The sequence below is a fragment of the Nocardioides sp. Soil805 genome (assembly GCF_001429625.1).
In the GTDB taxonomy this organism is placed as follows: Bacteria; Actinomycetota; Actinomycetes; order Propionibacteriales; family Nocardioidaceae; genus Nocardioides.
The window spans coordinates 474,563-500,072 of the sequence record NZ_LMSU01000001.1; the positions used below are offsets into that span (position 1 = coordinate 474,563).

A 25,510-nucleotide genomic window follows, 5' to 3' on the forward strand; every position below is an offset into this window, starting at 1 on the left:
AGCGCACCGCGACCCAGCGGCGCTCAGTCCTCGAGCGGCCAGTCGGCGGCGCGCCCGGGCAGGGTGTCGAGCGCCTCGCTGAGCCGCTCGGCGCTGCGCAGGGCCCGGCTGATGAGGTCGGACACGTCGTCGCCACCGTCGGCGATCTCCTCCTGCGCCAGCTCGAGCGCGAGGGTCACCGCCGCCACCGGGTTCTGGAGGTCGTGGCGGGCCTTCCGGGAGAAGGCGACCAGGTCTTCGCGGGAGGTCACAGTCCGGGAGCATCCCACAGCGCGAGCCAGCGCTGCATGTCCCGCTCCATGGGGAGCTCGGCCGCGAGCTGGTCGCGTACGGCGATCTCGGTGAGGTTGTCTCGCTGGTGCGGGCCGGTCGGGGCGAAGGCGTAGAAGGTGCCCTGCTTGTAGAGGTAGACCAGCCCGAAGCGGCGCTCGTGCCCGGAGAAGCCCACCATCGAGCACAGCAGCCCGCCGGCGAAGCCCTGCTCCTCCAGGAGCGTGTTGACCGCGTGCAGGTCGGTGCACAGGCCGGCCATGTCGGACGGGTCCCCCTGCACGACCAGCCAGGTGAAGCCGAACTCGTCACGGGTGACGGCGACGTCGGGCGTGTCGGGGTCGTCGTCGATGAGCCGGGTGATCTCGTCCTGGGTCCGGTCGAACGCGGCTCCCCCGGCCGAGCGGTAGCAGACCGACCCGACGCCGGTGGGCGTGAAGCCGGCGGCCGTCTCCAGCGTGATGGCGGCGCTGGGGACGAGGAAGAGGGCGTCGAGGTCGTTGGCTGCCTGTCGTCGGCGGCCGGTGACGGCGTCCAGCCAGCGCATCAGGCGGTGGGCCGGCCGAGCTCGGCCTGGATGCGGGCGAGCTGCTCAAGGCGCTGCTCGAGGGAGGGGTGGGTGGCGGTGAGCGTCCTGAGGCTGACCCCGCGCACGGCCGGGACGATGAAGAGCGAGTTGACCGCGCTCGCGGAGCGCAGGTCCTTCTGCGGGATGGCATCGGCGCCGCCCGCGATCTTGGTGAGCGCCGAGGCGAGGGCCTGCGGCTTCATCGTGAGGTAGGCGCCCGAGCGGTCGGCGCACAGCTCGCGGTAGCGCGACAGGAGCCGCAGCAGCATGAAGCTGACGGCGTACACGACCAGGCTGATCGCCAGCGCGATGAGCACGGCGGGGGCGCCGCCGTTGTTGCTCCGCCGCCCCAGGGCCCCGAACTGCGCACCGCGGGTCAGCATCCCGGCGGCGATGCCGGCCGAGGAGGCGACGGTCATGACCAGCACGTCGCGGTGCGCGACGTGGCTGAGCTCGTGGGCGAGCACCGCCTCGAGCTCCTCGGCGTCGAGGGTGTGGAGGATCCCGGTGGTGACGCACACGACCGCCCGGTCCGGAGACCGTCCCGTGGCGAAGGCGTTGGGCAGCGCTGTGTCGGCGATGCCGACCCGCGGCTTGGGCATGTCGGCCAGCGCGCAGAGCCGGTCGATCATGCCGTGCAGCTCGGGCGCCTCCTCCGGGGTGACCTCGCGGGCGCGCATCGCCCGCATCGCGACCTTGTCGGAGGACCACCACTGGTAGAACGCGACGCCCAGTCCAGCGATACCGATGAAGAGCCAGAAGTCCGCGAAGAGGTACATCATCGCGACGACGAGCGCGACGAACAGCGCGCCCAGCAGGAACATCACCAGCGTCATGCGGGCGGTGAGGCCGGAGTCCTTGATGAAGCGGTTGGTGGCCATGGGGTGTGGTCGAGGTCCCGTCAGCCGGGGATGAGGCCGTCGTCGGCGAGGAGCTCGCGCACCTCGTCGATGGAGGCGTCACCGGGCGGCAGGATCAGGTCGGACTCGTCGAGGGAGTCGTCGGGGTGGTGGGTGCCGTGGTCGCGCACCCCGGAGAGCAGGGCCTCCAGGGCCCCGCGGAACTCCGGCTCGTCGCCGGCCTCGACAGCCGTCTCGACCGCACGGTCGAGCTCGTTGAGGGCCGCCACCGAGTCGTCGGGGACGTCGTACTGGCCCTCGCCGAGGATGCGGACGATCACGACTGGCCGCCGTCGTTGACGGGGCGCTGCGCGGGCTGCTCGACCGGGGACGCCTCGAGGATGTCGTTGTCGTCGCCGGCCTCGATCGCCTGCGGCTGCGAGGCGCCCTTGAGGCGGGCGAGCTCGGCCTCGACGTCGGACTGGCTGCTCATGGCCTCGAGCTCGCGGGCGATGTCGTCGCCGGAGTTGGTCGCGGTGGCGTCGTCGAGCGCGCCGGAGGCGATCAGCTCGTCGATGGCCCCGGCCCGGGCCTGCATCTGGGCGGTCTTGTCCTCGGCCCGCTGGATGGCCATGCCCACGTCGCCCATCTCCTCGCCGATGCCGGAGACGGCCTCGCCGATGCGGGTCTGGGCCTCGGCGGCGGTGTAGTTGGCCTTGATCGTCTCCTTGCGGGTGCGGAAGGCCTCGACCTTGGCCTGGAGCCGCTGCTGGGCGAGGACGAGCTTCTGCTCCTCCCCCTGCAGGTTGGCGTGCTGGGCCTGGAGGTCGATGATCTGGTTGGTCAGGCCGGACTTGCGGGTCAGCGCCTCCCGGGCGAGGTCCTCGCGGCCGGCGCCGATGGCCTTCTCGGCCTGGCCCTGGAGCTTGGCGGACTGCTGCTCGAGCTGGTTGATCTGCAGCTCCACGCGCTTGCGGCTGGTGGCGACGTCGGCCACGCCGCGGCGTACCTTGCTCAGGAGCTCGAGCTGGCGCTGGTAGCTGTAGTCCAGCGTCTGGCGCGGGTCCTCAGCCTTGTCGAGCGCCTGGTTGGCCTTGGACTTGAAGATCAGGCTGATCCGCTTCATGAGGCTCATGGGGGTGCGGCCCCTCTCGTGTGTTGTTCACCCTCGTGTATGTGCTCCTCACCCTAGGACCAAACCCAAGGCGCAGGTAGGTCGGGCGGACGCCGGTAGGCTTGTGCCTGCCAGCACACTCACGCCAAAGGGTCCCCGTTGTTCCGTCGCAGCAAGTCCGAGACCACCTCCCCCGTCGAGACCGACGCCACCGACACCAAGGTGGGCGGCAAGGGTCGGCCCACGCCGTCGCGCAAGGAGGCCGAGGCAGCGGCCAAGGCCCGCGCGAAGACCCCCCGCACCCGCAAGGAGCAGCTCGCCGCCCAGCGTGCCGCCCGCGGCGAGTCGAGCTCGAAGGTGCGCCAGGCCATGAAGACCGGCGACGAGCGCTACCTGCCGGCGCGCGACAAGGGGCCGGTACGCCGGTTCATCCGCGACTTCGTCGACGCCCGCTTCTCGTTCATCGAGCTGATGGTGCCGCTGCTGATCGTGACGATGGTCCTGGGCTACTCCGGCAACGCCTACCTGGCCAACGTCGGCAACACGATCCTGCTCGGCACGCTGCTGCTCGTGCTCGTCGACCTGCTGACGCTGCGCTTCCGGCTGCGCCGCGAGCTGACCCGCCGCTTCCCGGACGAGCCGCTCAAGGGCACGACCTACTACGCCGTCATGCGGGCACTGCAGATGAAGTTCATGCGGCTGCCCAAGGCGCAGGTCAAGATCGGCCAGAAGCTCCCCGAGCACTACCGCTGATCCAGCGGACAGGAGCTGTCCGCCTGGCGCGGGAGGGTGGGCGCATGACCACCGACCCCCTCCTGTTCGTCTCCGGCGCGGGACTGCCCGCCTCCATCTGGGACGAGGTCCGCTCGCACCTCGACACCGAGTCGCGCGTCGTTCCGTCACCGGGCCGGGCAGGGACCCTCGAGTCCTACACTCGCTCCGCCCTCGCCACGGCCGAGGGCTGGCCGCGGTTCCACCTCGTCGCGCACTCCCTGGGCGGCGCCGTGGCCGCCGCCGTCGTCGCCGCCGATCCCGCCCGCGTGTCGCGCGTGACCGCGGTCGCCGCCGTCGTCCCGGCCGCCGGCTCGTCCTTCACCGGGGCGCTGCCACTTCCCGGCCGCCTCGTCATGGGCGCGATGGTGCGGGTGCTGGGCACGCGCCCGCCCGACTCGGTGCTGCGGGGCATGTGCGGCGGGCTCTCCGACGAGCACACGACGCTGGTCGTCGAGGGCTTCGCGCCGGAGGGCCGCCGCGTCTACCTCGACCGCACTCCCCCGCGCACCTGGCCGCAGGCGTCGTACGTCGTCACGACCGGCGACGACCAGTTCCCGACCGCTCAGCAGGAGCGGTACGCCGCCGAGCTCGGGGCCACGACCGTTCGCGTCGCCACAGGACACCTGCCGATGCTCGAACGCCCGGCCGCGCTGGCGGCGCTGCTCGCTCAGGCGTCGTAGTCGACGACCAGCCGCGGGCTGGTGGGGTGCGACTGGCACGTGAGCACGTAGCCGCGCTCGACCTCCTCGGGCTCCAGGGCGTAGTTGACGTCCATCGCCACGGTGCCCTCGACGACGCGCGCCCGGCAGGTGCCGCAGACCCCGCCCTTGCAGGCGAACGGCACGTCGGAGCGCACCGCCTGCGCGGCCTCGAGGACCGACGGGCCGTCGGGGCGCAGCGCGAAGTCGGAGGCGCGGCCGTCGAGGCGGACCGTCACGGCGGCGGTGCCGTCGGCGGTCTCGGCCAGCTCGACGACCGGGGCCCGCTCGACCGGCTCGGCATGGAACAGCTCGGTGTGGATCGCCGAGCGCGCGACGCCGGACGCAGCCAGCACCTCGCCGAGCTCGGTGACCATCTGCTGGGGGCCGCACAGGAACCACGCGTCCACGTCGTCGCGCGGCACCAGGGCGTCGAGGATGCGGGTGAGCCGCTCGCCGTCGAGCCGTCCCGACAGCAGGTCGACCTCGGTCGCCTCCCGCGAGAGCACGTGCAGGAGCTGGAGCCGCGGTCCGTACACGTCCTTGAGGCCGGCGACCTCGTCGAGGAACATCACCGACCGGTGGGTGCGGTTGGCGTAGACCAGGGTCACGAAAGAGCCCGGCTCGCCCTCGAGCAGGGCGGACACGATGGACAGCACCGGGGTGATCCCGGAGCCGGCGGCCACGGCGACGTACGTCTTCTCGGCGGTGGGGTCCGGGACGTGGGTGAAGCGCCCCGCCGGGGTCATCACGTCGAGCTCGTCGCCGGGGGCGAGCGTCGCCACGACGGCGTCGCTGAACGCGCCGCCGGGCAGCTTCTTCACGCCGATCCGGAGCACGCCGGCGCTGGGCGGCACGCAGATGGAGTAGCTGCGACGCTCGCCGTCGTCCCCCCGGATCGTCAGGTGCTGACCGGGGGTGAAGGCGTAGGCCTCGCGCAGGTCGTCGGGCACGTCGAAGGAGATCGCGACGGCGTCGTCGGTGAGCGGGTCGACGCACGCGACCCGCAGGGAGTGGAAGTCCATCAGAGGGCCTTGAAGTGGTCGAAGGGCTCCCGGCACGCACGGCACACCCACAGCGACTTGCAGGCGGTGGAGCCGAAGCGGCTGGACTCGCGGGTGTCGGGCGACCCGCACTGCGGGCAGCGGACCGACAGGGTCAGGCCGACCGGGGCGCTGCGGCGCTCGGCCTCGGTCGGGGGCGGCGCGACGCCGTACTCCTCGAGCCGTGCGCGGCCCTGCGGGGTGATCTGGTCGGTCGACCACGCCGGCGAGAGCACGAACTCGACCGTGACGTGGAGGTAGCCCTCCTCGCTGAGCCGGTCGATGAGGTCGGTGCGGATCGTCTCCATGGCCGGGCAGCCGGAGTACGTCGGGGTGACCTGGACGTGCACCCGTCCCTGGTCGTCCTCGGTGACGTCGCGCAGGATGCCGAGGTCCTCGATGGTGACCACCGGGAGCTCGGGGTCGAGGACGCGCGCGGCGACCTGCCAGGCGCGGGTCTCGCGGCCGGTGCCGACGTCGGGCAGCCGGGTCACCACGTCGCTCCCGGGTGGGAGCGGGTCAGGTGCTGCATCTCGGCCAGCATCCGCCCGAGGTGCTCGGTGTGCAGGCCGGCGCGGCCTCCCGGCACGCGGGCCGGGACGTCGGGCACCTCCAGCGTCGCGGACCGTACGACGTCGCCCAGGCGCCGCAGCACCGGCTCGCGCAGGCTCGAGGGAGCCACGGCCACGCCGTCGGTCACCAGGGCGGGATCGAGGTGGGACTCGTCGAAGAGCTCCTCGATCCAGGGCCACTCGGCGTCGAGCGCCGCCTGCATGCGGGCGTGGGACTCGGGGGTCCCGTCACCGAGGCGCAGCACCCACCGGGTGGCGTGGTCGTGGTGGTAGGCCACCTCCTTGGCGGCCTTGGCGGCGACGGCGGCCAGCACGGGGTCGGTGCTGCGCTGCAGGGCGGCGTACAGCTCGGACTGCCAGGTGGACAGGACGAGCAGGCGGGCCATCGCGACGCCGAAGTCCTCCTGCGGCCGCTCGACGAGCTTGACGTTGCGGAAGTCGCGCTCGTCGCGCCAGTAGGCCAGGTCGTCCTCGCCACGGCCCTGGCCCTCGAGCGCACCCGCGTGCGACAGCAGGGCGCGCGCCTGGCCGAGGAGGTCGAGGCCGATGTTGGCCAGCGCGAGGTCCTCCTCGAGCTGCGGGGCGCGGCTGATCCACCACCCCATCCGCTGCGCGGAGACGAGGGCGTCGTCGGCGAGGCCGAGGACGTGGTCGACGTGGTTGTCGGGAGTCCTCTGACCGGGGTCCCCGCGGCGCTCTTCGGTGGAGGAGCGAAGCGGGGGAGGCGAAGAAGGGCGTGGGGTGGTCACAGGTGCTCGACCCCCTCCGGCACGTCGTAGAAGGTCGGGTGGCGGTAGATCTTGTCCGCGGCCGGGTCGAAGAACGCGTCGCGCTCCTCGGGGCTGGAGGCCGTGATCGCGGTCGCCGGGACGACCCAGAGGGACACCCCCTCCTGGCGGCGGGTGTAGACGTCGCGGGCGTTGCGCAGCGCCATCTCGGCGTCCGGGGCGTGCAACGACCCCACGTGGACGTGGTTGAGGCCGCGGCGCGAGCGCACGAAGACCTCCCACAGCGGCTCCCGGGTCCTCATGCCACGTGCTCCTGCTCCTGCGTGCGCTTGGCGGCGTAGGCCTCGGCGGCCTCGCGCACCCACGCGCCGTCCTCGTGGGCGCGGACCCGGTGGGCCATCCGCTCGGCGTTGCACGGGCCGTTGCCCTTGATCACCTCGAAGAGCTCGGTGAAGTCGATCCGACCGTGGTCGTAGTGCCCGCGCTCGTCGTTCCAGCGCAGCTCCGGGTCGGGCAGGGTCAGCCCGAGCGCCTCGGCCTGCGGGACCGTCATGTCGATGAAGCGCTGGCGCAGCTCGTCGTTGGAGAACCGCTTGATCCCCCAGGCCATCGACTGGGCGGTGTGCCCCGCCGAGGCGTCGGGTCCGGTGTCCGTCGGGCCGAACATCATCAGGCTGGGCCACCAGTAGCGGTCGACCGCGTCCTGCGCCATGGCGCGCTGGGCCGGCGTGCCGTGGGAGAGCGTGTGCAGGATCTCGAAGCCCTGGCGCTGGTGGAAGGACTCCTCCTTGCAGACCCGCACCATCGCCCGCGCGTAGGGACCGAACGAGCAGCGGCACAGCGGCACCTGGTTGACGATCGCGGCACCGTCGACCAGCCAGCCGATCGCGCCCATGTCGGCCCAGGTGAGCGTCGGGTAGTTGAAGATGGAGGAGTACTTCTGCCGGCCGTCGTGGAGCTGGTCGAGCAGGTCGGCGCGGTCCACGCCGAGCGTCTCCGCGGCGGCGTACAGGTAGAGGCCGTGACCGGCCTCGTCCTGGACCTTCGCCATCAGGATCCCCTTGCGGCGCAGGCTGGGGGCGCGGGAGATCCAGTTGCCCTCGGGCTGCATGCCGATGATCTCGGAGTGCGCGTGCTGGGCGATCTGGCGCACGAGCGTGCGCCGGTAGGCCTCGGGCATCTCGTCGCGGGGCTCGATGCGCCCCTCCTCGGCGAGCACCGCCAGGAAGGAGGCCGGCTCGTCGGGGCCGGGGCCTGCGTCGGTGGCGGGCCGGGGGCCGTCGGGGGCGCTGAAGTCGTTGCCGTACACGACTCCGAATCTAGCACCTCTGTGACAGATTGCCGCCGTTGCGACCTGACTTCGTAATACGGCGGCGTAGTCCCTGACGATCGGGCCCTCCGGAGGCCGCCACGGGGGTCCGATCGTCACGGACTACCGTTCGAGGGGTGAGCCACTCCCCCTCAGCCGACGTCTCCGTCCGGATCGCCTGGGCCGACGATGCCGACGCCGTCGCGGCCGTGCAGGTGCGCGCCTGGCGGCAGATGTACGCCGATCTGGTCCCCGCCGAGGCGCTGCCCACCGACGCCGCCGACCTCGTCCCCGCGTGGCGGCAGGCGCTCGCCCGGCCCGCGGACGCCCGGCACCGTGTCCTCGTGGCGCTCGAGCGCAACCGCGTGGTCGGCTTCGCCCTCACCGGCCCGGCCGACGACCCGGACTGCGACCCGGTCGCCGACGGCACGCTGGCCGAGATGACCGTCGATCCCGCCGAGCGCGGCAAGGGCCACGGCTCGCGGTTGCTGCAGGCGGGCGTGGACACCCTGGTCGCCGACCGCTTCACCCGTGCGGTCACGTGGCTGCTGGCCACTGACGACGACCAGCGCCGGTTCCTGACCGAGGCGGGTTGGGCGGCCGACGGGGCGCACCGCGAGCTCGACCTCGACGGGTCGGGCGAGACCACCGTCAAGCAGGTCCGCCTGCACACCGCCATCGGGTGACCCACCCCTCGGGGTGGCTTGTTTTCCCGCGGTCGCGGAGCATCATGGAGGCCCGGCCCGTGTCGGCCCGGTGATCTCGTGGGGGTGCACCTTGTTCGGTCCGTTGCCCGTGCTGCACAGGCTCGCCATCGTCGTCGGTGCCCTCGCGGTGTGGATCGGCCTGGGGCTCTGGTCCGGCCTGATGCCAGACGTCCCGATGTCGGTGGGTCCGGGGCTGCTGATCGGCACCGTGGCGGGCGTCGTGACGGCCTGGGTCCTGCTCCACGACTTCCACGGCTCGACGCCGGCGGCGACGCAGCGCAGGCGTCGCCAGGCTCGCTGACCCGCCTCCCTACGCTGGCGGCATGTCCCCGCCCGCCCGCGCGCGCCCGCTCCCGCGCCAGGAGCGACGCACGATCGTCGGCGAGAGCCTGGCCGTCGGCGTCGCGACCGGCGCGTACGGCATCAGCTTCGGCGCGGTGGGCGTCGCCGCCGGGCTGAGCGTCCTGCAGACCTGCGCCCTGTCCCTGCTCGTCTTCACCGGGGCGTCGCAGTTCGCCCTCGTGGGCGTGGTGGCCGCGGGCGGCGTTCCGCTCAGCGGTGCCATGACCGCGGTGCTGCTCGGCACCCGCAACACCCTCTACGGCCTGCGGATGGCCCCGCTCCTGGCCTTCCGCGGCTGGCGGCGGGTGGCCGCGGCGCACGTCCTGCTCGACGAGTCCACCGCGATGGCCATCAACCGCGGGAGCACCGCGGCCGCCCGACTGGGCTTCCTCACGACCGGGGTGGCCGTCTTCGTCCTGTGGAACGTCGCCACGCTGGGCGGCGCCCTCGTCGGTACGACGCTCGGGGACCCCCGCGCCTTCGGCCTCGACGCCGCCGTGGGAGCGGCCTTCCTGGCGCTGCTCTGGCCGCGTCTCTCCGACCGGCGCCACCGCCTCGTCGCCGTGGTCGCGGCCGGCGTGGCGCTCGGCCTCGTCCCGCTCACGGCCGCGGGCGTCCCGGTGCTGGCGGCCGGCGGCGTGGCTCTGCTGGCCGGGGCCCTGGACCGGACGGGAGCGCCCGACTGATGTGGATCGCGATCGTCGTGGCGGCGGCCGGCTGCTACGCGCTCAAGCTCGCCGGCCTCTCGCTGCCCCAGCGGGTGCTGGCCCACCCGGTCGTCGAACGCGTGGCCGACCTCGTCCCCGTGGCCCTGCTGGCGGCCCTCGTCGCCGTCCAGGTGTGGTCACAGGGGTCGTCGCTGACGGTGGACGCCCGTACGGCCGGGCTCGGGTTCGCCGTCGTCGCACTGCTGCTGCGCGCGCCGTTCCTCGTCGTGGTGGTCGGGGCAGCGGCCACCGCCGCCCTGCTGCGCCTGGCCGTCTGAGGGGTCCCGCCGGCCGGACCGCCCGGTCCGGACAGGAACGACCGCTCAGCCGATGGCCGCGGCCAGGTCCTCCGCGGCCGACCGCAGGACCGGCACCGCCTCCGCCAGCAGGTCGTCGGTCATGCGCGGTGCGGGCCCGGAGATCGAGATCCCCATCCGCGAGGCACTGCCGGGCAGACGCACGGCGACGCAGCGCACGCCCACCTCCTGCTCGCCCTCGTCGAGCGCGTAGCCGCGCGCGCGGACCTCGTCGAGCTGCGCCAGGAAGACCTCGACGTCGGTGATCGTGCTCGCGGTGTGCCGCGGGAGCCCGGTGCGCGCGAGCAGCGCCCTGACGTCGGCCTCGGAGGACGCCGACAGGACCGCCTTGCCGACCGCCGTGCAGTGCGGGTGCACGCGTCGTCCGACCTCGGTGAACATCCGCATCGCGTGCCTGCCGGGCGCCTGGGCGACGTAGGCGACCCGGTCGCCGTCCAGCATCGCCAGGTTGGCGGTCTCCCCGAGCGCGTCCACCACGCCGCCCAGCACCCGCTCCGTCCCGGCCCCCACCATCGATCCCGCGGACGCACCGAGCGGGACCAGCCGGAACCCGAGGGTGTACCGGCGATCGGGCGCCTGGCGCATGTAGCCACGGTCGACCAGGGTGCGCAGCAGGCGGTGGGCCGTCGGCAGCGGGATCTCGGCGAGCGCGGCGATCTCCCCGATCGCGAGGGTGCCGCCCCGGCCGGCCACGACCTCGAGCAGGTCCAGCGCGCGATGCACCGACTGGACCCCGCCAGGGGTGTGCCCGGACGCGTCCGACGGTGGTGCCATGGAGCCCTCCTCGCGCCGTGATGATGGCGTCGCTCGGGCGGCGTGACCCTTGACACAGGAGGCGACTACTCCATAGTTTCCATTATTGACCACCAATGTTTCCACAATGCGGAAATCCGGGCAAGGGTTGTCGATCTCGGGTTTCCCACCAAGGGAGTGGCATGACCGACCGCGTTCAGACCGGGGGCCTCAGCGTCGCCGCCAGCCTCCACCGCTTCGTCGAGGAGGAGGCGCTCCCGGGATCGGGGCTCGACCCGCAGACCTTCTGGGACGGCGCCGCTGCGATCGTGAGCGACCTCGCGCCGCGCAACCGCGAGCTCCTCGCGCGCCGCGACGAGCTCCAGTCGCGCATCGACGACTGGCACCGGACCCACCCGGGCACGCCGGACGCCGCCGCCTACACGGACTTCCTCCGCGAGATCGGCTACCTGCTCGACGAGCCGGACGACGTGGCCGTCACCACCGCCGGCGTCGACGACGAGATCGCGTCCATCGCCGGGCCGCAGCTGGTGGTCCCGCTGCTCAACGCGCGGTTCGCCACCAACGCCGTCAACGCGCGCTGGGGATCGCTGTACGACGCGCTCTACGGCACCGACGTCATCCCCACCGACGGGGACCTGGCCCCCGGGGAGGGGTACAACAAGGCGCGCGGCGACGAGGTCATCGCCCGCGGCCGGGCCTTCCTCGACGAGCACTTCCCGCTCGCCGCGGGCTCGCACGCCGACGCCGCGTCGTACGCCGTGGACGACGAGGGACTGGCCGTGACGGTCAAGGACGACGTCGTCCGGCTGGCCGATCCCGCCCAGCTCGTCGGCTTCCGGGGTGACGCGGGCTCGCCAAAGGCCGTGCTGCTGGTGCACCACCACCTGCACGTCGAGATCCAGGTCGACCCCGACGACGCGATCGGCTCGACCGACGCAGCGGGGGTCAAGGACCTGCTGCTGGAGTCGGCCGTGTCCACGATCATGGACCTCGAGGACTCGGTCGCGGCCGTCGACGCCGAGGACAAGGTGCTGGGCTACCGCAACTGGCTGCGCCTCAACGAGGGCACCCTCGCCGAGGAGGTCACCAAGGGCGGCAAGACCTTCACCCGGTCGATGAACCCCGACCGCACCTACGCCACGACCTCCGGCACCGACGTCACGCTGCGCGGGCGCTCGCTGCTCTTCATCCGCCAGGTCGGGCACCTGATGACCACCGACGCCGTGCTGGACCGCGACGGCAACGAGGTGCCCGAGGGCATCCTTGACGCCGTCATGACCGCGCTCGGCAGCCTGCGGGACCTGCGCGGGCAGTCACAGCTGGCCAACTCGCGCACCGGCTCGATGTACGTCGTCAAGCCGAAGATGCACGGCCCCGAGGAGGTGGCCTTCGCCGTCGAGCTGTTCGGCCGCGTCGAGGAGCTCCTGGGCCTCCCCCGCCTGACCATCAAGGTGGGGATCATGGACGAGGAGCGGCGTACGACGCTCAACCTCAAGGCCTGCATCGCCGAGGCCCGCGAGCGGGTCGCCTTCATCAACACCGGCTTCCTCGACCGCACCGGCGACGAGATCCACACCTCGATGCTGGCCGGTCCGGTCGTGCGCAAGAACGACATGAAGTCCGAGACCTGGATCGGGGCCTACGAGGACCTCAACGTCGACATCGGGCTCGAGTGCGGCCTGCTCGGTCGCGCCCAGATCGGCAAGGGCATGTGGGCGGCCCCCGACAGCCTCGCCGCCATGTACGACGCCAAGGTCGGGCACCCGCGGGCCGGCGCGAGCTGTGCCTGGGTGCCCTCCCCCACCGCCGCCACCGTGCACGCACTGCACTACCACCAGGTCGACGTGCACGCGCGCCAGGAGGAGCTGCGTGCGGGCGGACGCCGCCGGGACCGCGCCGAGCTGCTGCAGGTGCCGCTCGGCGACCCCGCCTCGTGGTCCGCGGAGGAGCGCCAGGCCGAGATCGACAACAACCTCCAGAGCCTCCTGGGCTACGTCGTGCGGTGGGTCGACGCCGGCGTCGGCTGCTCCAAGGTCCCCGACATCACCGGGGAGGCGCTGATGGAGGACCGGGCCACGTGCCGCATCTCCGCGCAGCACGTCGCCAACTGGCTCCACCACGGCGTCGTGACCCGCGAGCAGGTCGACGAGACGCTGCGCCGGATGGCCGCCGTCGTCGACGAGCAGAACGCCGGCGACGCGTCGTACGAACCGATGTCCCCCGACTTCGACGGCGACGCGTTCGCCGCCGCGAAGGCCCTGGTCCTCGAGGGCCTGGAGCAACCCAGCGGCTACACCGAGCCGATCCTGCACCGCCGCCGAGCCCAGCGGAAGACCGCCGAGAGGACCCCGTCGTGACCAGCCTCGACCTGGAGACCGCCCGCACCATCATCGCCGGGGCCCGGGCGCACGCCAGCTCGGCCGGCTTCAAGCCGCTCACGGTGGTCGTCCTCGACGCCGGTGGCCACGTGGTCGCCGCCGAGCGGGAGGACGGCTCGTCGATGAAGCGGTTCGAGATCGCCTTCGGCAAGGCGTACGGCGCCCTGTCGCTGGGCATGGGCTCGCGCTCGATCATGGGCCGTGCCGAGCAGCAGGCCTACTTCGTCGCCGCGGTCACCTCGGCCGTCGGCGGGACCCTCGTGCCCGTGCCCGGCGGGGTGCTCGTCCGCGACGCGGGCGGCGACCTGCTCGGTGCGGTGGGCGTCACCGGCGACACCTCCGACAACGACGAGGCGGCCGCGGTGGCCGGCATCACCGGCGCCGGCCTGACGCCGCAGGTCGACTGAGTCGTGGCGGACCCGGGTGGCACCCCAGCCACGGACAGCCCCGCGCGCATCGCGGCGGTCGCCGACGTCGCTCGTCGGCTGCTGCCCGGCGACGCCGTCATCACCGACCGCACCCGGCTGCGGACCTACGAGTGCGACGGGCTGGCGCACTACCGCGTCACGCCCGCGCTCGTCGTGATCCCGCAGGACGCCGCCCAGCTGGCGGGCCTGGTGCGGGCGTGCGCCGAGCAGCGCGTCCCGTTCGTGGCGCGCGGCTCCGGCACCGGGCTCTCCGGCGGGGCGCTGCCCCATGCCGAGGGGGTGCTGATCGTGACCTCGCAGATGCGGGCGATCCGCGACGTACGCCGCGAGGACCAGCGCGCGGTCGTCGAGCCGGGCGTGATCAACCTCGACGTCACCAGGGCGGCGACCCCCCTCGGGTACTACTACGCGCCCGACCCGTCGAGCCAGCAGATCTGCTCGATCGGCGGCAACGTCGCGGAGAACTCCGGCGGCGCCCACTGCCTCAAGTACGGCTTCACGACCAACCACGTCCTGGGCGCCGACTTCGTGACCCCGGACGGCGACACCGTGGCCCTCGGCGGGGCAGCACCGGACTCCCCCGGCTACGACCTGCTCGGTGCCGTCGTCGGCTCCGAGGGCACCCTGGGCATCGTCACCTCCACCACCGTGCGGCTGGTGCGGCTGCCCGAGGAGGTGCGCACGATCCTGGTCGGCTTCGGCTCGACCGACCAGGCCGGAGCGGCCACCTCCGCGATCATCGCCGCGGGCATCGTGCCCGCCGCGATCGAGATGATGGACGCCCTGGCCATCGAGGCGGCCGAGGCGGCCGTCCACTGCAACTACCCCGACGGCGCGGGCGCCGTCCTCGTGATCGAGCTCGACGGTGCGGCCGTCGAGGTCGAACAGGAGTACGCCGAGGTCCGGCGGCTGTGCGACGACCACGGCGCCTTCGAGCAGCGCCTGGCCACGGACCCCGCCGAGCGCGCGCTCATCTGGAAGGGCCGCAAGTCCGCCTTCGCCGCGGTCGGCCGGATCAGCCCGGACTACATCGTGCAGGACGGCGTCATCCCGCGCACCGCCCTCCCCGAGGTGCTGACGGCGATCGCCGAGCTGTCCGGGTCCTCGGGCGTGCGGGTCGCCAACGTCTTCCACGCCGGCGACGGCAACCTGCACCCCCTCGTGCTCTTCGACGACGAGGTCGAGGGTGCCGGCGAGGCGGCCGAGCGGGTCAGCGGCGCGATCCTCGACCTGTGCATCGAGCACGGTGGGTCCATCACCGGCGAGCACGGAGTCGGCATGGACAAGTCGAAGTACATGCCCCGCATGTACACCGACGAGGACCTCGACACGATGCAGCTCGTCCGCTGCGCCTTCGACCCCCAGAACATCTCCAACCCCGGCAAGGTGTTCCCCACCCCCCGGCTCTGCGGGGAGGTGCCCGGACGACACAAGGGCGCGCACCCCCTGCAGGACGCCGGGCTCGCGGAGGTCTTCTGATGGCGACCGACACGCTCGCCGCCGCGGCGCGTGAGGCGATCGCCTCCGCCTGCGCCCGGGTCGAGGACCCGCAGGAGACCGACGCCGTCGACGGTGTGCCCCCGGGCCTCGTCGCCCGGCCTTCCGACACCGAACAGGTGGCCGAGGTGATGCGGGCCTGCGCGGCCCACGGCCTGACGGTCGTGCCCCGCGGTCGCGGCACCAAGCTCTCGTGGGGCACCGCCCCCACCAGCGCCGACGTGCTGCTGGACCTCTCGGCGCTCGACCGGGTGCTCGACCACGCCGCGGGCGACCTCATCGTCGCGACCGAGGCGGGCGCCCTGCTCGCCGACGTGCAGCGGACGGTCGCCGAGGGCGGTCAGCGCCTGGCGCTCGACGAGACCGTCCCCGGATCCACCGTCGGCGGAGTGCTCGGCGCCAACACCAGCGGTCCGCGCCGGACGGCCACCGGCACGGCTCGCGACCTGCTCATCGGCATCACGATGGTGCGCGCCGACGGGGTCGTGGCCAAGGCCGGCGGTCGGGTGGTCAAGAACGTCGCCGGCTACGACCTCGGCAAGCTGATGATCGGCTCGGGCGGCACCCTCGCGGTCGTCACCGACGCCACCTTCCGGCTGCACCCGCTCCCCGCGGCCCACCGCTGGGTGGTCGCACCCGTCGGGACGCCCGCGCGGGCCCTCGAGGTCGCGCAGTCGGTCGTGCACTCGCAGCTCGTCCCGGCCGCGATCGAGGTCGACTGGACCGGCGGGGCCGGCTCGCTCAGCGTGCTGGTGGAGGGCCGCGCCGACAGCGTGGCGGCCCGCGCCGAGGTCGTGCGCGGCCTCCTCGGCCCGGACGCCACCGAGTCGGACAGCGAGCCCGCCGGCGGGGCGACGTACCCGTGGGACGTGTCGGCCACCGGCGACGACCGCAGCACCGCCCTCAAGCTCACCTGCGTGCTCTCCGGGGTCGGCGACGTCCTCGCCGCGGCCGACGCGACAGGTGCCGTCGTGCGCGGCTCGGCCGGGTCCGGGGTCCTGTACGCCGCCCTCCCGCCCGGCACGCCGCTCGACGACGTGCGGACGGCGCTCGACCGGCTGCGGCGGGCCTGCACCGGGCACGGCGGCACGGCCGTCGTGGTCGACGCGCCCGCCGCGGTGAAGGCGGCCGTCGACGTGTGGGGCCCCATCCCCGCGCTGGACCTGATGCGCCGCGTCAAGGACCAGTTCGACCCTGACCACCGGCTCTCGCCGGGACGCTTCGTGGGAGGCATCTGATGAGCACGACCGAGCACGACACCGACGGCACGCTGGGCGAGATGGGCGGCGTCGTGGATCCGGTCGACCTCGGCATGCCCGCCCCCGGCGGCGCCTTCGACGACCACAACCCGCCCGACGCCGCCCTCATCGGCGACTGCGTGCACTGCGGGTTCTGCCTGCCGACCTGTCCGACGTACGTCCTGTGGGGCGAGGAGATGGACTCCCCCCGCGGTCGCATCTACCTGATGAAGGAGGGCCTCGAGGGCGAGCCGATGACCGACTCGATGGTGGGGCACTTCGACGCCTGCCTGGGCTGCATGGCCTGCGTGACCGCCTGCCCGTCCGGGGTCCAGTACGACACCCTGATCGAGCAGACCCGGGCCCAGGTGGAGCGCCACCACGACCGCGCCCCGCAGGACAAGGCGCTGCGCGGCCTCATCTTCGCGCTCTTCCCGCACCCGCAGCGGCTCCGGCTGCTCCGGGGTCCCCTGCGCGCCCTCCAGGCCACCGGCCTCGACCGGGCCCTGCGTCGTACCGGGCTGCTCGACCGGCTCTCGCCCCACCTCGCGGCCATGGAGAGCCTCGCCCCCCGCCTCGGCCGGCCCGAGCCGCTGCCGGAGCACATCGCGGCGACCGGCACCCGACGGATGACGGTCGGGCTGCTCACCGGCTGCGTGCAGGGCGCGTTCTTCCCCGGCGTCAACTCCGCCACCGCACGCGTGCTGCGCGCGGAGGGCTGCGACGTCGTCGTCCCGCGGTCCCAGGGCTGCTGCGGCGCCCTGTCGGTGCACAACGGCCGGGAGAAGGAGGCGCAGGACTACGCCCGCGCCCTCGTCGACGCCTTCGAGTCCAGCGGCGTCGAGCGCATCGTCGTCAACGCCGCCGGGTGCGGGTCCTCGATGAAGGAGTACGCCGCGCTGCTGGCCGACGACCCGGCGTACGCCGCCCGCGCGCAGGGGTTCGCCGACAAGGTCCGCGACGTCTCCGAGATCCTCGACGAGCTCGGCCCGGTCGCGCCGCGCCATCCGCTCGAGATGACCGTCGCCTACCACGACGCCTGCCACCTCGCGCACGCCCAGGGCGTCCGCGCCGAGCCCCGTCGCCTCCTCGAGGCGATCCCGGGCCTGGAGCTGCGGGAGATCCCGGAGGGTGACCTGTGCTGCGGGTCGGCCGGGATCTACAACATCACCAACCCCGAGCCGGCACGCGAGCTCGGCGACCGCAAGGCCCGCAACATCGTCGCCACCGGCGCCCAGGTGCTGGTCACCGCCAACCCCGGCTGCCTGATGCAGGTGACGTCGGCGATCGAGCGCTCCGGTCACCCGATGGGCATGGCCCACACCATCGAGGTGCTCGACGCCTCCATCCGGGGGGCTCCAGCGACGACGTTCACGCCCGCCTGACCCCCATCCCCACCACCCCTCGGGAGACCCCGTGTTCCAACAGAACCTCTCACCGGTCGGCGACTCGCTGGCCCTGTCCGCCCTCTGCGCGACCATTCCCCTGCTGACCCTCTTCGTGCTCCTCGGCGGCCTGCGCCTCAAGGCCTGGGTCGCGGGCCTGATCTCGCTGGGGGTGTCCCTCCTCGTCGCGGTCGTGCTCTTCGGCATGCCCGTCGGCCAGGCGCTCCTCGCGGGCACCGAGGGCGCAGCCTTCGGCTTCTTCCCGATCCTGTGGATCGTCATCAACGCGATCTGGGTCTACAACCTCACGGTCGCGTCCGGGCACTTCGACGTGCTGCGACGCTCGTTCGAGAGGGTGAGCCCGGACCAGCGGATCCAGGCGATGATCATCGCCTTCTGCTTCGGCGCCCTGCTGGAGGCACTGGCCGGCTTCGGCACGCCGGTGGCCATCACCGTCGTGATGCTCATGGCTCTCGGGTTCCGCCCGATCAAGGCCGCGGCGGTCGCCCTGATCGCCAACACCGCGCCCGTCGCCTTCGGCGCCCTGGCCACCCCCATCGTCACCCTCGCCGCCGTCTCCTCCGGCGCCAGCGACGACCCGCGGCTGAACGTCGAGACCCTCGGCGCGATGGTCGGGCGCCAGACCCCGATCCTGGCCGTCATCGTGCCGCTGGTCCTGGTCTTCGTCGTCGACGGCCGACGCGGCGTCCGCCAGACGTGGCTGCCCGCGCTGGTCTGTGGTGCGGCCTTCGGGCTCGCTCAGTTCGTGGCCGCCAACTACATCTCCGTGCCGCTGGCCGACATCGTCGCCAGCCTCGTCGCGGCCGCCGCCGTCGTGCTGCTGCTGCGGGTGTGGACGCCCTCCGAGGTGCTCACCGCCGACCGGGCCGTGGCCGAGGAGGAGGAGCTGGAGAGCGCCGGGACGGCCGCCTCCGGGCGTCGCCAGCCGCACGGCGTGTCCACCTCCGTGACCTCGTCGACGGGTCGCGCTGCGACCTCCGGCTCCGGGTCGGGATCCGGCTCCGGGTCGGGAGACGCCCCGGTGCACGACTCGGGTGCCGAGGTCGCCAAGGCCTACGCGCCGTACGGCGTCATCATCGTGATCTTCTCGATCGTCAACATCCCGGCGGTCAAGGAGTTCCTGGCCCAGGAGCCGTTCACGTTCGCCTTCGCGTGGCCCGGCCTCGAGGTCCTCAACACCGCGGGTGAGCCCGTCTCCACGACGACGTACGCCTTCAACTGGCTCCCCGCCGCCGGCACGCTGATGATCCTCGCGGGCCTCATCACCATGCTGATCCTCAAGGTGAGCCCGGGCCAGGCCCTGCGCACCTACGGCCGCACCTACGTCGAGCTCAAGTCGGCGATCATCACCGTCATGGCGGTGCTGGCCCTGGCCTACGTGATGAACCTGTCCGGCCAGACCGCGGCCCTCGGCGCGTGGCTCGCCGGCACCGGTGCGGCGTTCGCGCTGCTGTCCCCGATCCTGGGATGGCTCGGCGTGGCCGTCACCGGCTCGGACACCTCCGCCAACGCCCTGTTCGGTGCGCTGCAGGTGCAGACCGCGGCCCAGGCGGGCCTCGACCCGGTGCTGATGGCTGCGGCCAACACCTCGGGCGGCGTGCTCGGCAAGATGGTCAGCCCGCAGAACCTCGCCATCGCTGCCGCCGCGGTCGGGATGGCCGGCCGGGAGGGTGACATCTTCCGCAAGGTCATCGGCTGGAGCCTCGGTCTGCTGGTGCTGATGTGCATCCTGGTCGGCCTGCAGTCGACGGCCGTGCTCAGCTGGATGGTCCCCTGACCTGACCGACCCGCACGACGAAGGGCCTGCACCCGGTGGGGTGCAGGCCCTTCGGCGTGGCGCAGGGGTCAGGCGACGGAGACCGCGCTCCAGGCCGCCGCGACCGCGGACTGCTGGGCGCTGCCGGCGCCGTACAGGTCACGCGCGGCGTTGAGGGTGGCCGTGCGGGCGCCGGAGTAGGTCGTGCCGGAGGTCATGTAGACCGTCAGCGCCCGGAACCAGATCCTGGCCGCCGCGTCCCGGCCGATGCCGGTCAGAGTGGCCCCGTTGCAGGCGGTCGAGGTGTGCGCCACCCCTCCGAAGGTCTTCGTGCCGGTGCCCTCGGAGAGCAGGTAGAAGAAGTGGTTGCCCACACCCGAGGAGTAGTGCACGTCGAGGTTCTTGGTACCGGTCGTCCAGCAGTTCTGGGAGCTGCCGTCCGACGAGGGGTTGTCCATGCGGCGGAAGCCGCGGTGGTTCTTGAGGTCGAACTCCTCACCGATCAGGTAGTCGCCCGGGTCGTTCGCGTTGGCGGCGTAGAACTCCACCATCGTCCCGTAGATGTCCGAGGTCGACTCGTTGAGCCCACCCGACTCCCCCGAGTAGGTCAGCCCGGCCGTGTTCTCGGTGACGCCGTGGGTCATCTCGTGGCCCGCGACGTCGAGGGAGGTGAGCGGGCCGTAGCCGACGCCGTCCCCGTCGCCGTACGTCATCTTGGTGCCGTCCCAGAACGCGTTGACGTAGTTCTGGCCGTAGTGGACGCGGTTGTAGGAGCCGGTGCCGTTGCCGAAGATGCCGTTGCGACCGTGGACGAGCTTGAAGTAGTCCCAGGTCATGTTGGTGCCGTACTGCGCGTCCACGGCCGCCGACTCGCGGCTGCTGGTCGTGCCGTTGCCGAAGGACGTGTCGGGCGAGCTGAACGTCGTCCCGGTCTTGCAGCCCGACCCGAAGAGCTGGCACAGCATCGAGTCGGTGCCGTTGGCCAGGTCGGTGGTGTAGGTGCCGCCGCGGGTCGCGTCCTTGAGGAGGTACGCCGAGCCGGACTGGGTGAGCTGGAGCGGCACCGTGCCGGAGTAGAGCGACTGGCCGGAGCCGTCGGTCGTCTGGATGCCCTGCTCGGTGCGGATGACCGAGCCGGTGCGGGCGTCGACGTACGTCGCGAGGCGACTGGGTGTCCCGTCGGCCTGGACGCCACCGGTGAGGACCTCCCACGCGAGCCGCGGGGTGGCGCCGGTCGCGTCGACGACCAGCTCGGCGCCCTCGACCTCCTGGTCGCCGGTGATCGCGGCCGTGGAGTTGCGGGCCACCACGGCGGACCCGGCCGCGGCCTTGCCGATCCCGGGTCGCGTCGAGAGCCGCAGCGGTGCACCGAGGGTCTGGCTCACGCCCTCCCACGAGCCGTCCGCGGCCTGGTGCACGACGAGGTCGCCACCCACCACGCGCAGGCCGTCGAGCGTCCGGTCGAGGCGCACGTGGGTGCTGCCGTCGTCGTCGACGTGCACGGACGAGGCCGCGAACTCCTGGCCTGCGGCGGCCCGCGCCGCGGAGGCGTGCTGGCCGAGTCCCTGCAGCGCGGCCGCGACCGGGGAGCCCGGGGTGGCGGCTGGGGTGGCGGCCGGGGTGGCGGCCGGGTCGGCGGCCTGGGCCGAGGGCGACAGCACGGCCGGCAGGGCCGCGGCGCCGAGCGCCAGGGCAGCGAGGCTGGTCATCGTGATCTTCACGTGGGGTCCTTCCCGAGGGGTGACGAATCCCGAGAAGTCTCGGCCGGACTCCCCCCGCCGGGAAGCGCGGACGTGGGTCAGGTCTGTGCATCGCACAAACTCGCAGGACTCACCCCAGGTCGAGCAGGTGTTCCAGTCCCACGGTGAGCCCGGGACGCTCGCCGATGCCCCGCAGGCCGGTCAGCACCCCGGGGGTGAAGGACGAGCGGTGCAGCGAGTCGTGGCGGATGGTGAGGGTCTCCCCCACGCCGCCGAGGACGACCTCCTGGTGGGCGACCAGCCCCCGGACCCGCAGGCTGTGCACGCGTACGCCGTCGACGTCCGCGCCCCGGGCGCCGTCGAGGCCGGTCGAGGTCGCGTCGGGCATCGGTGCGCTCCCGGCGTCGCGGCGCGCGGCCGCGATGAGCTCCGCCGTACGCCGCGCGGTGCCGGACGGCGCGTCGGCCTTGTCGGGGTGGTGCAGCTCGACGACCTCGACCGAGTCGAAGAAGGACGCGGCCTGCGCGGCGAAGCGCATCATCAGGATCGCCCCGACGGAGAAGTTGGGAGCGATCAGCACGCCGGAACGCGGCTCGTCCCCGAGCCACCCCCGCAGCTGGTCGAGGCGCTCCTCGTCGAAGCCGGTGGTGCCCACCACGGCATCGATCCCGTGCTCGATGCAGAACCGCAGGTTGTCCATCACCACGTCGGGATGGGTGAAGTCCACGACCGCCTGCACCCCGGCCTCGACCAGCGCAGCGGTGTCGTCGCCCGCGTCCACCGCGGCCGCCAGCTCCATGTCGGCGGCCCCCTCGACCGCCGCGCACACCTCCGCGCCGACCTTGCCACGCGCGCCCAGGACACCGACCAACAGCTGCTCGTTCACGGGACCAACCTAGCGTCGAAGCGCGTCCGGTGAGTGGCGGTGGCTGACTCGTGAACCCGCTAGTGGCAGGCTGTCACCCATGCCGTTGCAGACGATCCCGCCCCGCATCCGTTGGGCAGTCGAGCTGATGGACGTCCAACCCCACGACCAGGTCCTGGAGATCGGGTGCGGCCCAGGTGCCGGGGCCGAGCTGATCGTCAGCAAGCTCGAGTCGGGCAAGCTCTTCGCCATCGACCGCTCCGAGTCCGGAGTCGACCGCACCAAGCGCCGCAACCAGAAGGCCGTCGATGCCGGCCGCCTGGTGGTGCGCCAGATCGACCTGGCCACCCTCCGGGTCCCGGTCAAGCGGCTCACCAAGGTCTTCGCGTTCAACGTCAACCTGTTCTGGGTGCGCAACTGCGACGACGAGGTGGCCCTGCTGCACGAGCGCGTCGTACCCGGCGGGGCGGTCTACCTCTTCTACGAGGCCAACCGCTCCGAGCTGGTCCCCAACATCGTGAAGAAGACCTCCGACGCGCTCGCCCGTGCCGGGTTCCGGGTCTCGGTCGTCGAGCAGAAGGCGCCCGCCGTCATCGGGATCATCGGCCGGCGCTGAGTCGCCTGCTCTCCGGGCTCCGGGCTCGGCGGTGTGTCGGCGGCACGCCGGCGCGAGTGGGGCGGCGCGGCGGGGCCCGGTTCGCCGCGGCGATACTGGCGGCGTACGACGGTCCTGGCCCGCTCTCCCGTGCAACTGGCGGCGTACGACGGCCTCATCGCCCTCTTCGACGTCGTCTCCCGCCAGTGACCGACGTGGTCCCGACCCTCCGTAGGAAGGCCTCCCGTCCAGACGGGGTGTAGAGCGACTCGCGCAGCATCGCGAGCCACGGCCGGATGCGACGCGGATCGTGCTCCCGACCCAGAGCCACGTCCACGTCGCGCAGTACGCCGATCGGCCGCTGGACCACGTCGGAGGCGGTGTACCCGCGGCGGACCCGACCCAGGGTGCTGAGTCGCCGCTCACGCCTGAGGTCGTCCCGGTGCTGGTTGGGCTCCCGGTGATGACCCCCGTCGAACTCGTGGACGGAGGTGGTGCCGACCAGGTGGAGGTCCACCCGTGCAACGAGCACTCCGTCGGCATCCCGGACCTCGCGTTGCGGTACGACATCGGCACCCACGGCGACATGCAGCAGTCGCAGGAGCGTCTCCCACGAGGACTCTGACCGGCCATCCACCCGGACCAGTGCAGCCAGGAGCGCAGAGCGTCCGCGGCGTCTGGGCCTGCAGACGTCACGGAGCTCCTCGACGGTGACATCGCGGACCTGGAGGGCGTTGTCCACCAGGACCACGAGGTCCAGCGGTGACAGCCATCGCGCACACGCCAGCAGCGTCTCGGCTGCCGTGGCGCACCTGAGTCCCGCGACTGTCTCGTGCTCGATCGGGTCCGGATGACGGCTGGTGCGGATCCCGTCGCGGATCGGCCGCGGGTCGTCCAGCTGCATCGCGACGAAGACGGGGGTCGCCGCAGGGAGCGGAGGCAGCTCCCAGCCACGGATCCGTGCGGCCGTCAGTGCCGTGAAGCATCCGTGTCCGGTGAGGAGCAGCTGCCAGCCCCGCAGGTCGGCCAACCACTCCTCGCGCTGCCCTGCTCCGTCGAGTCGGCGTCGGTGGATGCCGTGCGTGACGGACCGGTAGGCGGCGCTGCGCGGTCGACCTCTGACCGCGAGAGCCGTCGGATCGACGAGGTCATCCGCGCCCGAGATCGGGGTCGGGGTCGGGTGGGAGTCCGCCATGGACCGAGAGTCCAGCCGCCGGCGTCATCAGCACCACCGCGGACTCGCCTGCTGTGGACACAGCCGTCCTGCCAGTTGCCTGTGGACGCTCCCTGACCCGCACGGCGTGCGGGAGGGCTCGCTGTAACTGGCGGGACACGACCGCCCGAACCCCGAGAACCCCGTCGTACGCCGCCACTTTGACCGGCTCCCCCGCCGCAGCCCCCCGCAACTGGCGGGAGACGACAGCTCACAGCCCGCCCCACCCGTCGTACGCCGCCAGTTGCGCGAGCGGCGGCGTGACCCCCGTCGTACGCCGCCAGTTGCGCGGGCAACCGCGAGAACCCCGTCGGACGCCGCCAGTTCCCGGGCGAGGGAGCGGCGCCGAGCGTCAGCGCGGGCCGACGACCGCGAGGACCTCGGGCTGGGAGAAGAGCGCGGCGACGTCGCGGACCTCGTCGAGGGTCACGGCGTCGATGCGGGCGATCACCTGGTCGATGGAGAGCAGCTCGTCACGCATGAGCTCCACCTTGCCGATCCGCGACATCCGCGAGCCTGAGTCCTCGAGCCCGAGCACGAGGCCGCCGCGGAGCTGGCCCTTGCCGCGCTCGAGCTCCTCGGCGGTGATGCCGTCGGCGGCCACCTTCGCGAGCTCGGCGCGGACGGTGGCGAGCACGTCGTCGACCTTGCCGGGCAGGCAGCCGACCGAGACGCCGACGAGCCCGGCGTCGGCGTGGTGGCTGGCGAACGAGTAGACCGAGTAGGCCAGCCCGCGGTGCTCGCGGACCTCCTGGAAGAGCCGCGACGACGTACCGCCACCGAGGGCGGTGTTGAGGACCCCGAGGGCGTAGCGGCGATCGTCGGTGCGGGTGATGCCTTGGGCACCGAGCACGATGTTGACCTGCTCGAAGGGTCGCGTCGTGCGGGCCTCGCCGGAGGTGACCGCGCGGGCCTTGTCGGTGATGCGGGCCGCGGCCGGCTCGCCCTCGCCCTCGAGGAAGCCCTGCCGGGCGAAGGCCGCGCGCACCTGGCGTACGACGGTCGCGTGGTCGACGCTGCCGGCCGCCGCGATCACCATGGTCCCGGGGCGGTAGTGCCGGCGGTAGAAGCGGTGGATCTGGTCACGGCTCATCGCGGTGATGGAGTCGTGGGTGCCGGCGATCGGACGGCCCAGCGGGGTGTCGCCCCACGCCTGGCGGGCGAAGAGGTTGTGCACCACGTCGTCCGGGTCGTCGTCGTGCATGGCGATCTCGTCGAGGATCACGTCCCGCTCGGCCTCGACGTCGGCAGGGGTGATGAGGGAGTTGGTCACCATGTCGCCGAGCACGTCGATGGCCATCGGCAGGTCGTCGTCGAGGACCCGCGCGTGGAAGCAGGTGTACTCCTTGGCGGTGAAGGCGTTGAACTCCCCGCCGACCGCGTCGAGGGCCACCGAGATGTCGAGGGCGCTGCGCTCGCGGGTGCCCTTGAAGAGCAGGTGCTCGAGGAAGTGCGAGCAGCCGTGCAGGGCCGGGGTCTCGTCACGCGAGCCCACGCCGACCCACACGCCGATGCTGGCCGAGCGGGCGCCGGCCATCTGCTCGGTGACGATGCGCAGGCCGCTGGGCAGCACGGTACGACGCACGCGCGAGGTCACCTGGCCGTCCGCGTCCTTGACCGTCTGGAGGGTGCGGGTGGTGCCGGAGTTCTGCACGGGGGATGCCTTTCGCAGGAGAAATGCCACGACCGG

The 25,510-nt window shown here is 72.7% G+C and carries 29 protein-coding genes; 15 read left to right on the forward strand and 14 right to left on the reverse strand.

Features of this window, described 5'->3' with window-relative positions; genetic code table 11:
* Window positions 1-23: 23 nt before the first annotated feature.
* From ASG94_RS02385 to ASG94_RS02405, 5 genes are read right to left on the reverse strand one after another with little or no spacing between them, the layout of a single operon-like run.
* Window positions 24-251 carry a histidine kinase dimerization/phospho-acceptor domain-containing protein gene (locus ASG94_RS02385; RefSeq protein ID WP_056924827.1) on the reverse strand — a complete coding sequence of 76 codons (228 nt, stop codon included), beginning with the start codon at window positions 249-251 and terminating at the stop codon, window positions 24-26.
* Window positions 248-817: a PspA-associated protein PspAB gene (pspAB, locus tag ASG94_RS02390; RefSeq protein ID WP_056924828.1), complete on the reverse strand. Its 570-nt coding sequence runs from the start codon at window positions 815-817 to the stop codon at window positions 248-250. The genes ASG94_RS02385 and pspAB overlap by 4 nt, the downstream gene beginning before the upstream one ends.
* Window positions 817-1,719, reverse strand: coding sequence for a zinc metalloprotease HtpX (gene htpX, locus ASG94_RS02395; RefSeq protein WP_056924829.1), 903 nt, complete (start codon window positions 1,717-1,719; stop codon window positions 817-819). Before htpX ends, pspAB begins: the two co-directional genes overlap by 1 nt.
* A gap of 20 nt (window positions 1,720-1,739) precedes the next feature.
* On the reverse strand, window positions 1,740-2,018 hold the full coding sequence (pspAA, locus tag ASG94_RS02400) for a PspA-associated protein PspAA (RefSeq protein ID WP_056924830.1): 279 nt from the start codon (window positions 2,016-2,018) through the stop codon (window positions 1,740-1,742).
* A complete protein-coding gene (locus tag ASG94_RS02405) occupies window positions 2,015-2,812 on the reverse strand; it encodes a PspA/IM30 family protein (RefSeq protein ID WP_056924831.1) in 798 nt (265 codons plus the stop codon). The genes pspAA and ASG94_RS02405 overlap by 4 nt, the downstream gene beginning before the upstream one ends.
* Window positions 2,813-2,950: 138 nt before the next feature.
* On the opposite strand from ASG94_RS02405, the gene ASG94_RS02410 reads away from it, so the two are divergent.
* Together ASG94_RS02410 and ASG94_RS02415 are read left to right on the forward strand one after the other, a co-directional pair.
* Window positions 2,951-3,544 (forward strand): DUF3043 domain-containing protein, encoded by a 594-nt coding sequence (locus tag ASG94_RS02410; RefSeq protein WP_056924832.1) that lies wholly within the window; start codon window positions 2,951-2,953, stop codon window positions 3,542-3,544.
* Between the two features lie 44 nt (window positions 3,545-3,588).
* Complete coding sequence (locus ASG94_RS02415; RefSeq protein WP_056924833.1) at window positions 3,589-4,245, forward strand: alpha/beta fold hydrolase; 657 nt, start codon at window positions 3,589-3,591, stop codon at window positions 4,243-4,245.
* On the opposite strand, the gene paaE is transcribed toward ASG94_RS02415, so the two are convergent.
* The 5 genes from paaE to paaA are packed head-to-tail and all read right to left on the reverse strand — an operon-like array spanning window position 4,233 to window position 7,915.
* Window positions 4,233-5,288, reverse strand: coding sequence for a 1,2-phenylacetyl-CoA epoxidase subunit PaaE (gene paaE, locus ASG94_RS02420; RefSeq protein WP_056924834.1), 1,056 nt, complete (start codon window positions 5,286-5,288; stop codon window positions 4,233-4,235). The genes ASG94_RS02415 and paaE overlap by 13 nt on opposite strands.
* Entirely contained in the window at window positions 5,288-5,800 is a 513-nt protein-coding gene (paaD, locus tag ASG94_RS02425) for a 1,2-phenylacetyl-CoA epoxidase subunit PaaD (RefSeq protein WP_235537096.1), read from the reverse strand. Before paaD ends, paaE begins: the two co-directional genes overlap by 1 nt.
* Window positions 5,797-6,627: a 1,2-phenylacetyl-CoA epoxidase subunit PaaC gene (gene paaC, locus ASG94_RS02430; protein WP_082623882.1), complete on the reverse strand. Its 831-nt coding sequence runs from the start codon at window positions 6,625-6,627 to the stop codon at window positions 5,797-5,799. The genes paaD and paaC overlap by 4 nt, the downstream gene beginning before the upstream one ends.
* On the reverse strand, window positions 6,624-6,908 hold the full coding sequence (gene paaB / locus ASG94_RS02435) for a 1,2-phenylacetyl-CoA epoxidase subunit PaaB (RefSeq protein ID WP_056924835.1): 285 nt from the start codon (window positions 6,906-6,908) through the stop codon (window positions 6,624-6,626). The genes paaC and paaB overlap by 4 nt, the downstream gene beginning before the upstream one ends.
* Window positions 6,905-7,915: a 1,2-phenylacetyl-CoA epoxidase subunit PaaA gene (paaA, locus tag ASG94_RS02440; RefSeq protein ID WP_056924836.1), complete on the reverse strand. Its 1,011-nt coding sequence runs from the start codon at window positions 7,913-7,915 to the stop codon at window positions 6,905-6,907. Before paaA ends, paaB begins: the two co-directional genes overlap by 4 nt.
* Before the next feature lie 137 nt (window positions 7,916-8,052).
* Between paaA and ASG94_RS02445 the strand changes: the two genes are divergently transcribed.
* The 4 genes from ASG94_RS02445 to ASG94_RS02460 all read left to right on the forward strand — a co-directional run bounded on the left by ASG94_RS02445 (window position 8,053) and on the right by ASG94_RS02460 (window position 9,949).
* Window positions 8,053-8,601, forward strand: a complete 549-nt coding sequence (locus ASG94_RS02445) for a GNAT family N-acetyltransferase (protein WP_056924837.1) — start codon at window positions 8,053-8,055, stop codon at window positions 8,599-8,601.
* Between the two features lie 109 nt (window positions 8,602-8,710).
* A complete protein-coding gene (locus tag ASG94_RS02450; protein WP_156411385.1) occupies window positions 8,711-8,923 on the forward strand; it encodes a hypothetical protein in 213 nt (70 codons plus the stop codon).
* A gap of 22 nt (window positions 8,924-8,945) precedes the next feature.
* The gene (locus tag ASG94_RS02455) at window positions 8,946-9,650 is read left to right on the forward strand and encodes an AzlC family ABC transporter permease (RefSeq protein ID WP_056924839.1); all 705 of its coding nucleotides are present in this window, start codon (window positions 8,946-8,948) and stop codon (window positions 9,648-9,650) included.
* Window positions 9,650-9,949, forward strand: a complete 300-nt coding sequence (locus ASG94_RS02460; protein ID WP_056924840.1) for an AzlD domain-containing protein — start codon at window positions 9,650-9,652, stop codon at window positions 9,947-9,949. Before ASG94_RS02455 ends, ASG94_RS02460 begins: the two co-directional genes overlap by 1 nt.
* Before the next feature lie 45 nt (window positions 9,950-9,994).
* On the opposite strand, the gene ASG94_RS02465 is transcribed toward ASG94_RS02460, so the two are convergent.
* Window positions 9,995-10,762, reverse strand: coding sequence for an IclR family transcriptional regulator (locus ASG94_RS02465; protein ID WP_056924841.1), 768 nt, complete (start codon window positions 10,760-10,762; stop codon window positions 9,995-9,997).
* 161 nt (window positions 10,763-10,923) lie between these two features.
* Between ASG94_RS02465 and ASG94_RS02470 the strand changes: the two genes are divergently transcribed.
* Genes ASG94_RS02470 through ASG94_RS02495 form a run of 6 tightly spaced genes read left to right on the forward strand, consistent with a single transcriptional unit; the run spans window position 10,924 to window position 19,468 of the window.
* Complete coding sequence (locus ASG94_RS02470; protein ID WP_056924842.1) at window positions 10,924-13,101, forward strand: malate synthase G; 2,178 nt, start codon at window positions 10,924-10,926, stop codon at window positions 13,099-13,101.
* The gene (locus ASG94_RS02475; RefSeq protein ID WP_056924843.1) at window positions 13,098-13,529 is read left to right on the forward strand and encodes a GlcG/HbpS family heme-binding protein; all 432 of its coding nucleotides are present in this window, start codon (window positions 13,098-13,100) and stop codon (window positions 13,527-13,529) included. The genes ASG94_RS02470 and ASG94_RS02475 overlap by 4 nt, the downstream gene beginning before the upstream one ends.
* A 3-nt stretch (window positions 13,530-13,532) precedes the next feature.
* Window positions 13,533-15,029, forward strand: coding sequence for an FAD-linked oxidase C-terminal domain-containing protein (locus ASG94_RS02480; RefSeq protein ID WP_235537097.1), 1,497 nt, complete (start codon window positions 13,533-13,535; stop codon window positions 15,027-15,029).
* Window positions 15,029-16,285, forward strand: a complete 1,257-nt coding sequence (locus tag ASG94_RS02485) for an FAD-binding oxidoreductase (protein WP_056924844.1) — start codon at window positions 15,029-15,031, stop codon at window positions 16,283-16,285. The genes ASG94_RS02480 and ASG94_RS02485 overlap by 1 nt, the downstream gene beginning before the upstream one ends.
* The gene (gene glcF / locus ASG94_RS02490; RefSeq protein ID WP_082623883.1) at window positions 16,285-17,670 is read left to right on the forward strand and encodes a glycolate oxidase subunit GlcF; all 1,386 of its coding nucleotides are present in this window, start codon (window positions 16,285-16,287) and stop codon (window positions 17,668-17,670) included. Before ASG94_RS02485 ends, glcF begins: the two co-directional genes overlap by 1 nt.
* A 31-nt stretch (window positions 17,671-17,701) precedes the next feature.
* On the forward strand, window positions 17,702-19,468 hold the full coding sequence (locus ASG94_RS02495) for an L-lactate permease (RefSeq protein WP_056924845.1): 1,767 nt from the start codon (window positions 17,702-17,704) through the stop codon (window positions 19,466-19,468).
* 68 nt (window positions 19,469-19,536) lie between these two features.
* On the opposite strand, the gene ASG94_RS02500 is transcribed toward ASG94_RS02495, so the two are convergent.
* Window positions 19,537-21,168 carry a M4 family metallopeptidase gene (locus ASG94_RS02500; RefSeq protein WP_235537098.1) on the reverse strand — a complete coding sequence of 544 codons (1,632 nt, stop codon included), beginning with the start codon at window positions 21,166-21,168 and terminating at the stop codon, window positions 19,537-19,539.
* A gap of 109 nt (window positions 21,169-21,277) precedes the next feature.
* Entirely contained in the window at window positions 21,278-22,021 is a 744-nt protein-coding gene (gene dapB, locus ASG94_RS02505; RefSeq protein WP_056926239.1) for a 4-hydroxy-tetrahydrodipicolinate reductase, read from the reverse strand.
* Between the two features lie 91 nt (window positions 22,022-22,112).
* Between dapB and ASG94_RS02510 the strand changes: the two genes are divergently transcribed.
* From ASG94_RS02510 to ASG94_RS21570, 3 genes are all read left to right on the forward strand, one after another.
* Window positions 22,113-22,628 (forward strand): class I SAM-dependent methyltransferase, encoded by a 516-nt coding sequence (locus tag ASG94_RS02510; protein ID WP_056924846.1) that lies wholly within the window; start codon window positions 22,113-22,115, stop codon window positions 22,626-22,628.
* A gap of 33 nt (window positions 22,629-22,661) precedes the next feature.
* Window positions 22,662-22,817: a hypothetical protein gene (locus tag ASG94_RS21565; protein ID WP_156411386.1), complete on the forward strand. Its 156-nt coding sequence runs from the start codon at window positions 22,662-22,664 to the stop codon at window positions 22,815-22,817.
* A 253-nt stretch (window positions 22,818-23,070) separates the two neighbouring features.
* Window positions 23,071-23,232, forward strand: coding sequence for a hypothetical protein (locus ASG94_RS21570; RefSeq protein ID WP_156411387.1), 162 nt, complete (start codon window positions 23,071-23,073; stop codon window positions 23,230-23,232).
* Window positions 23,233-24,172: 940 nt separating this feature from the next.
* On the opposite strand, the gene ASG94_RS02520 is transcribed toward ASG94_RS21570, so the two are convergent.
* Entirely contained in the window at window positions 24,173-25,474 is a 1,302-nt protein-coding gene (locus ASG94_RS02520; RefSeq protein ID WP_235537100.1) for a M16 family metallopeptidase, read from the reverse strand.
* Window positions 25,475-25,510 lie beyond the last annotated feature (36 nt).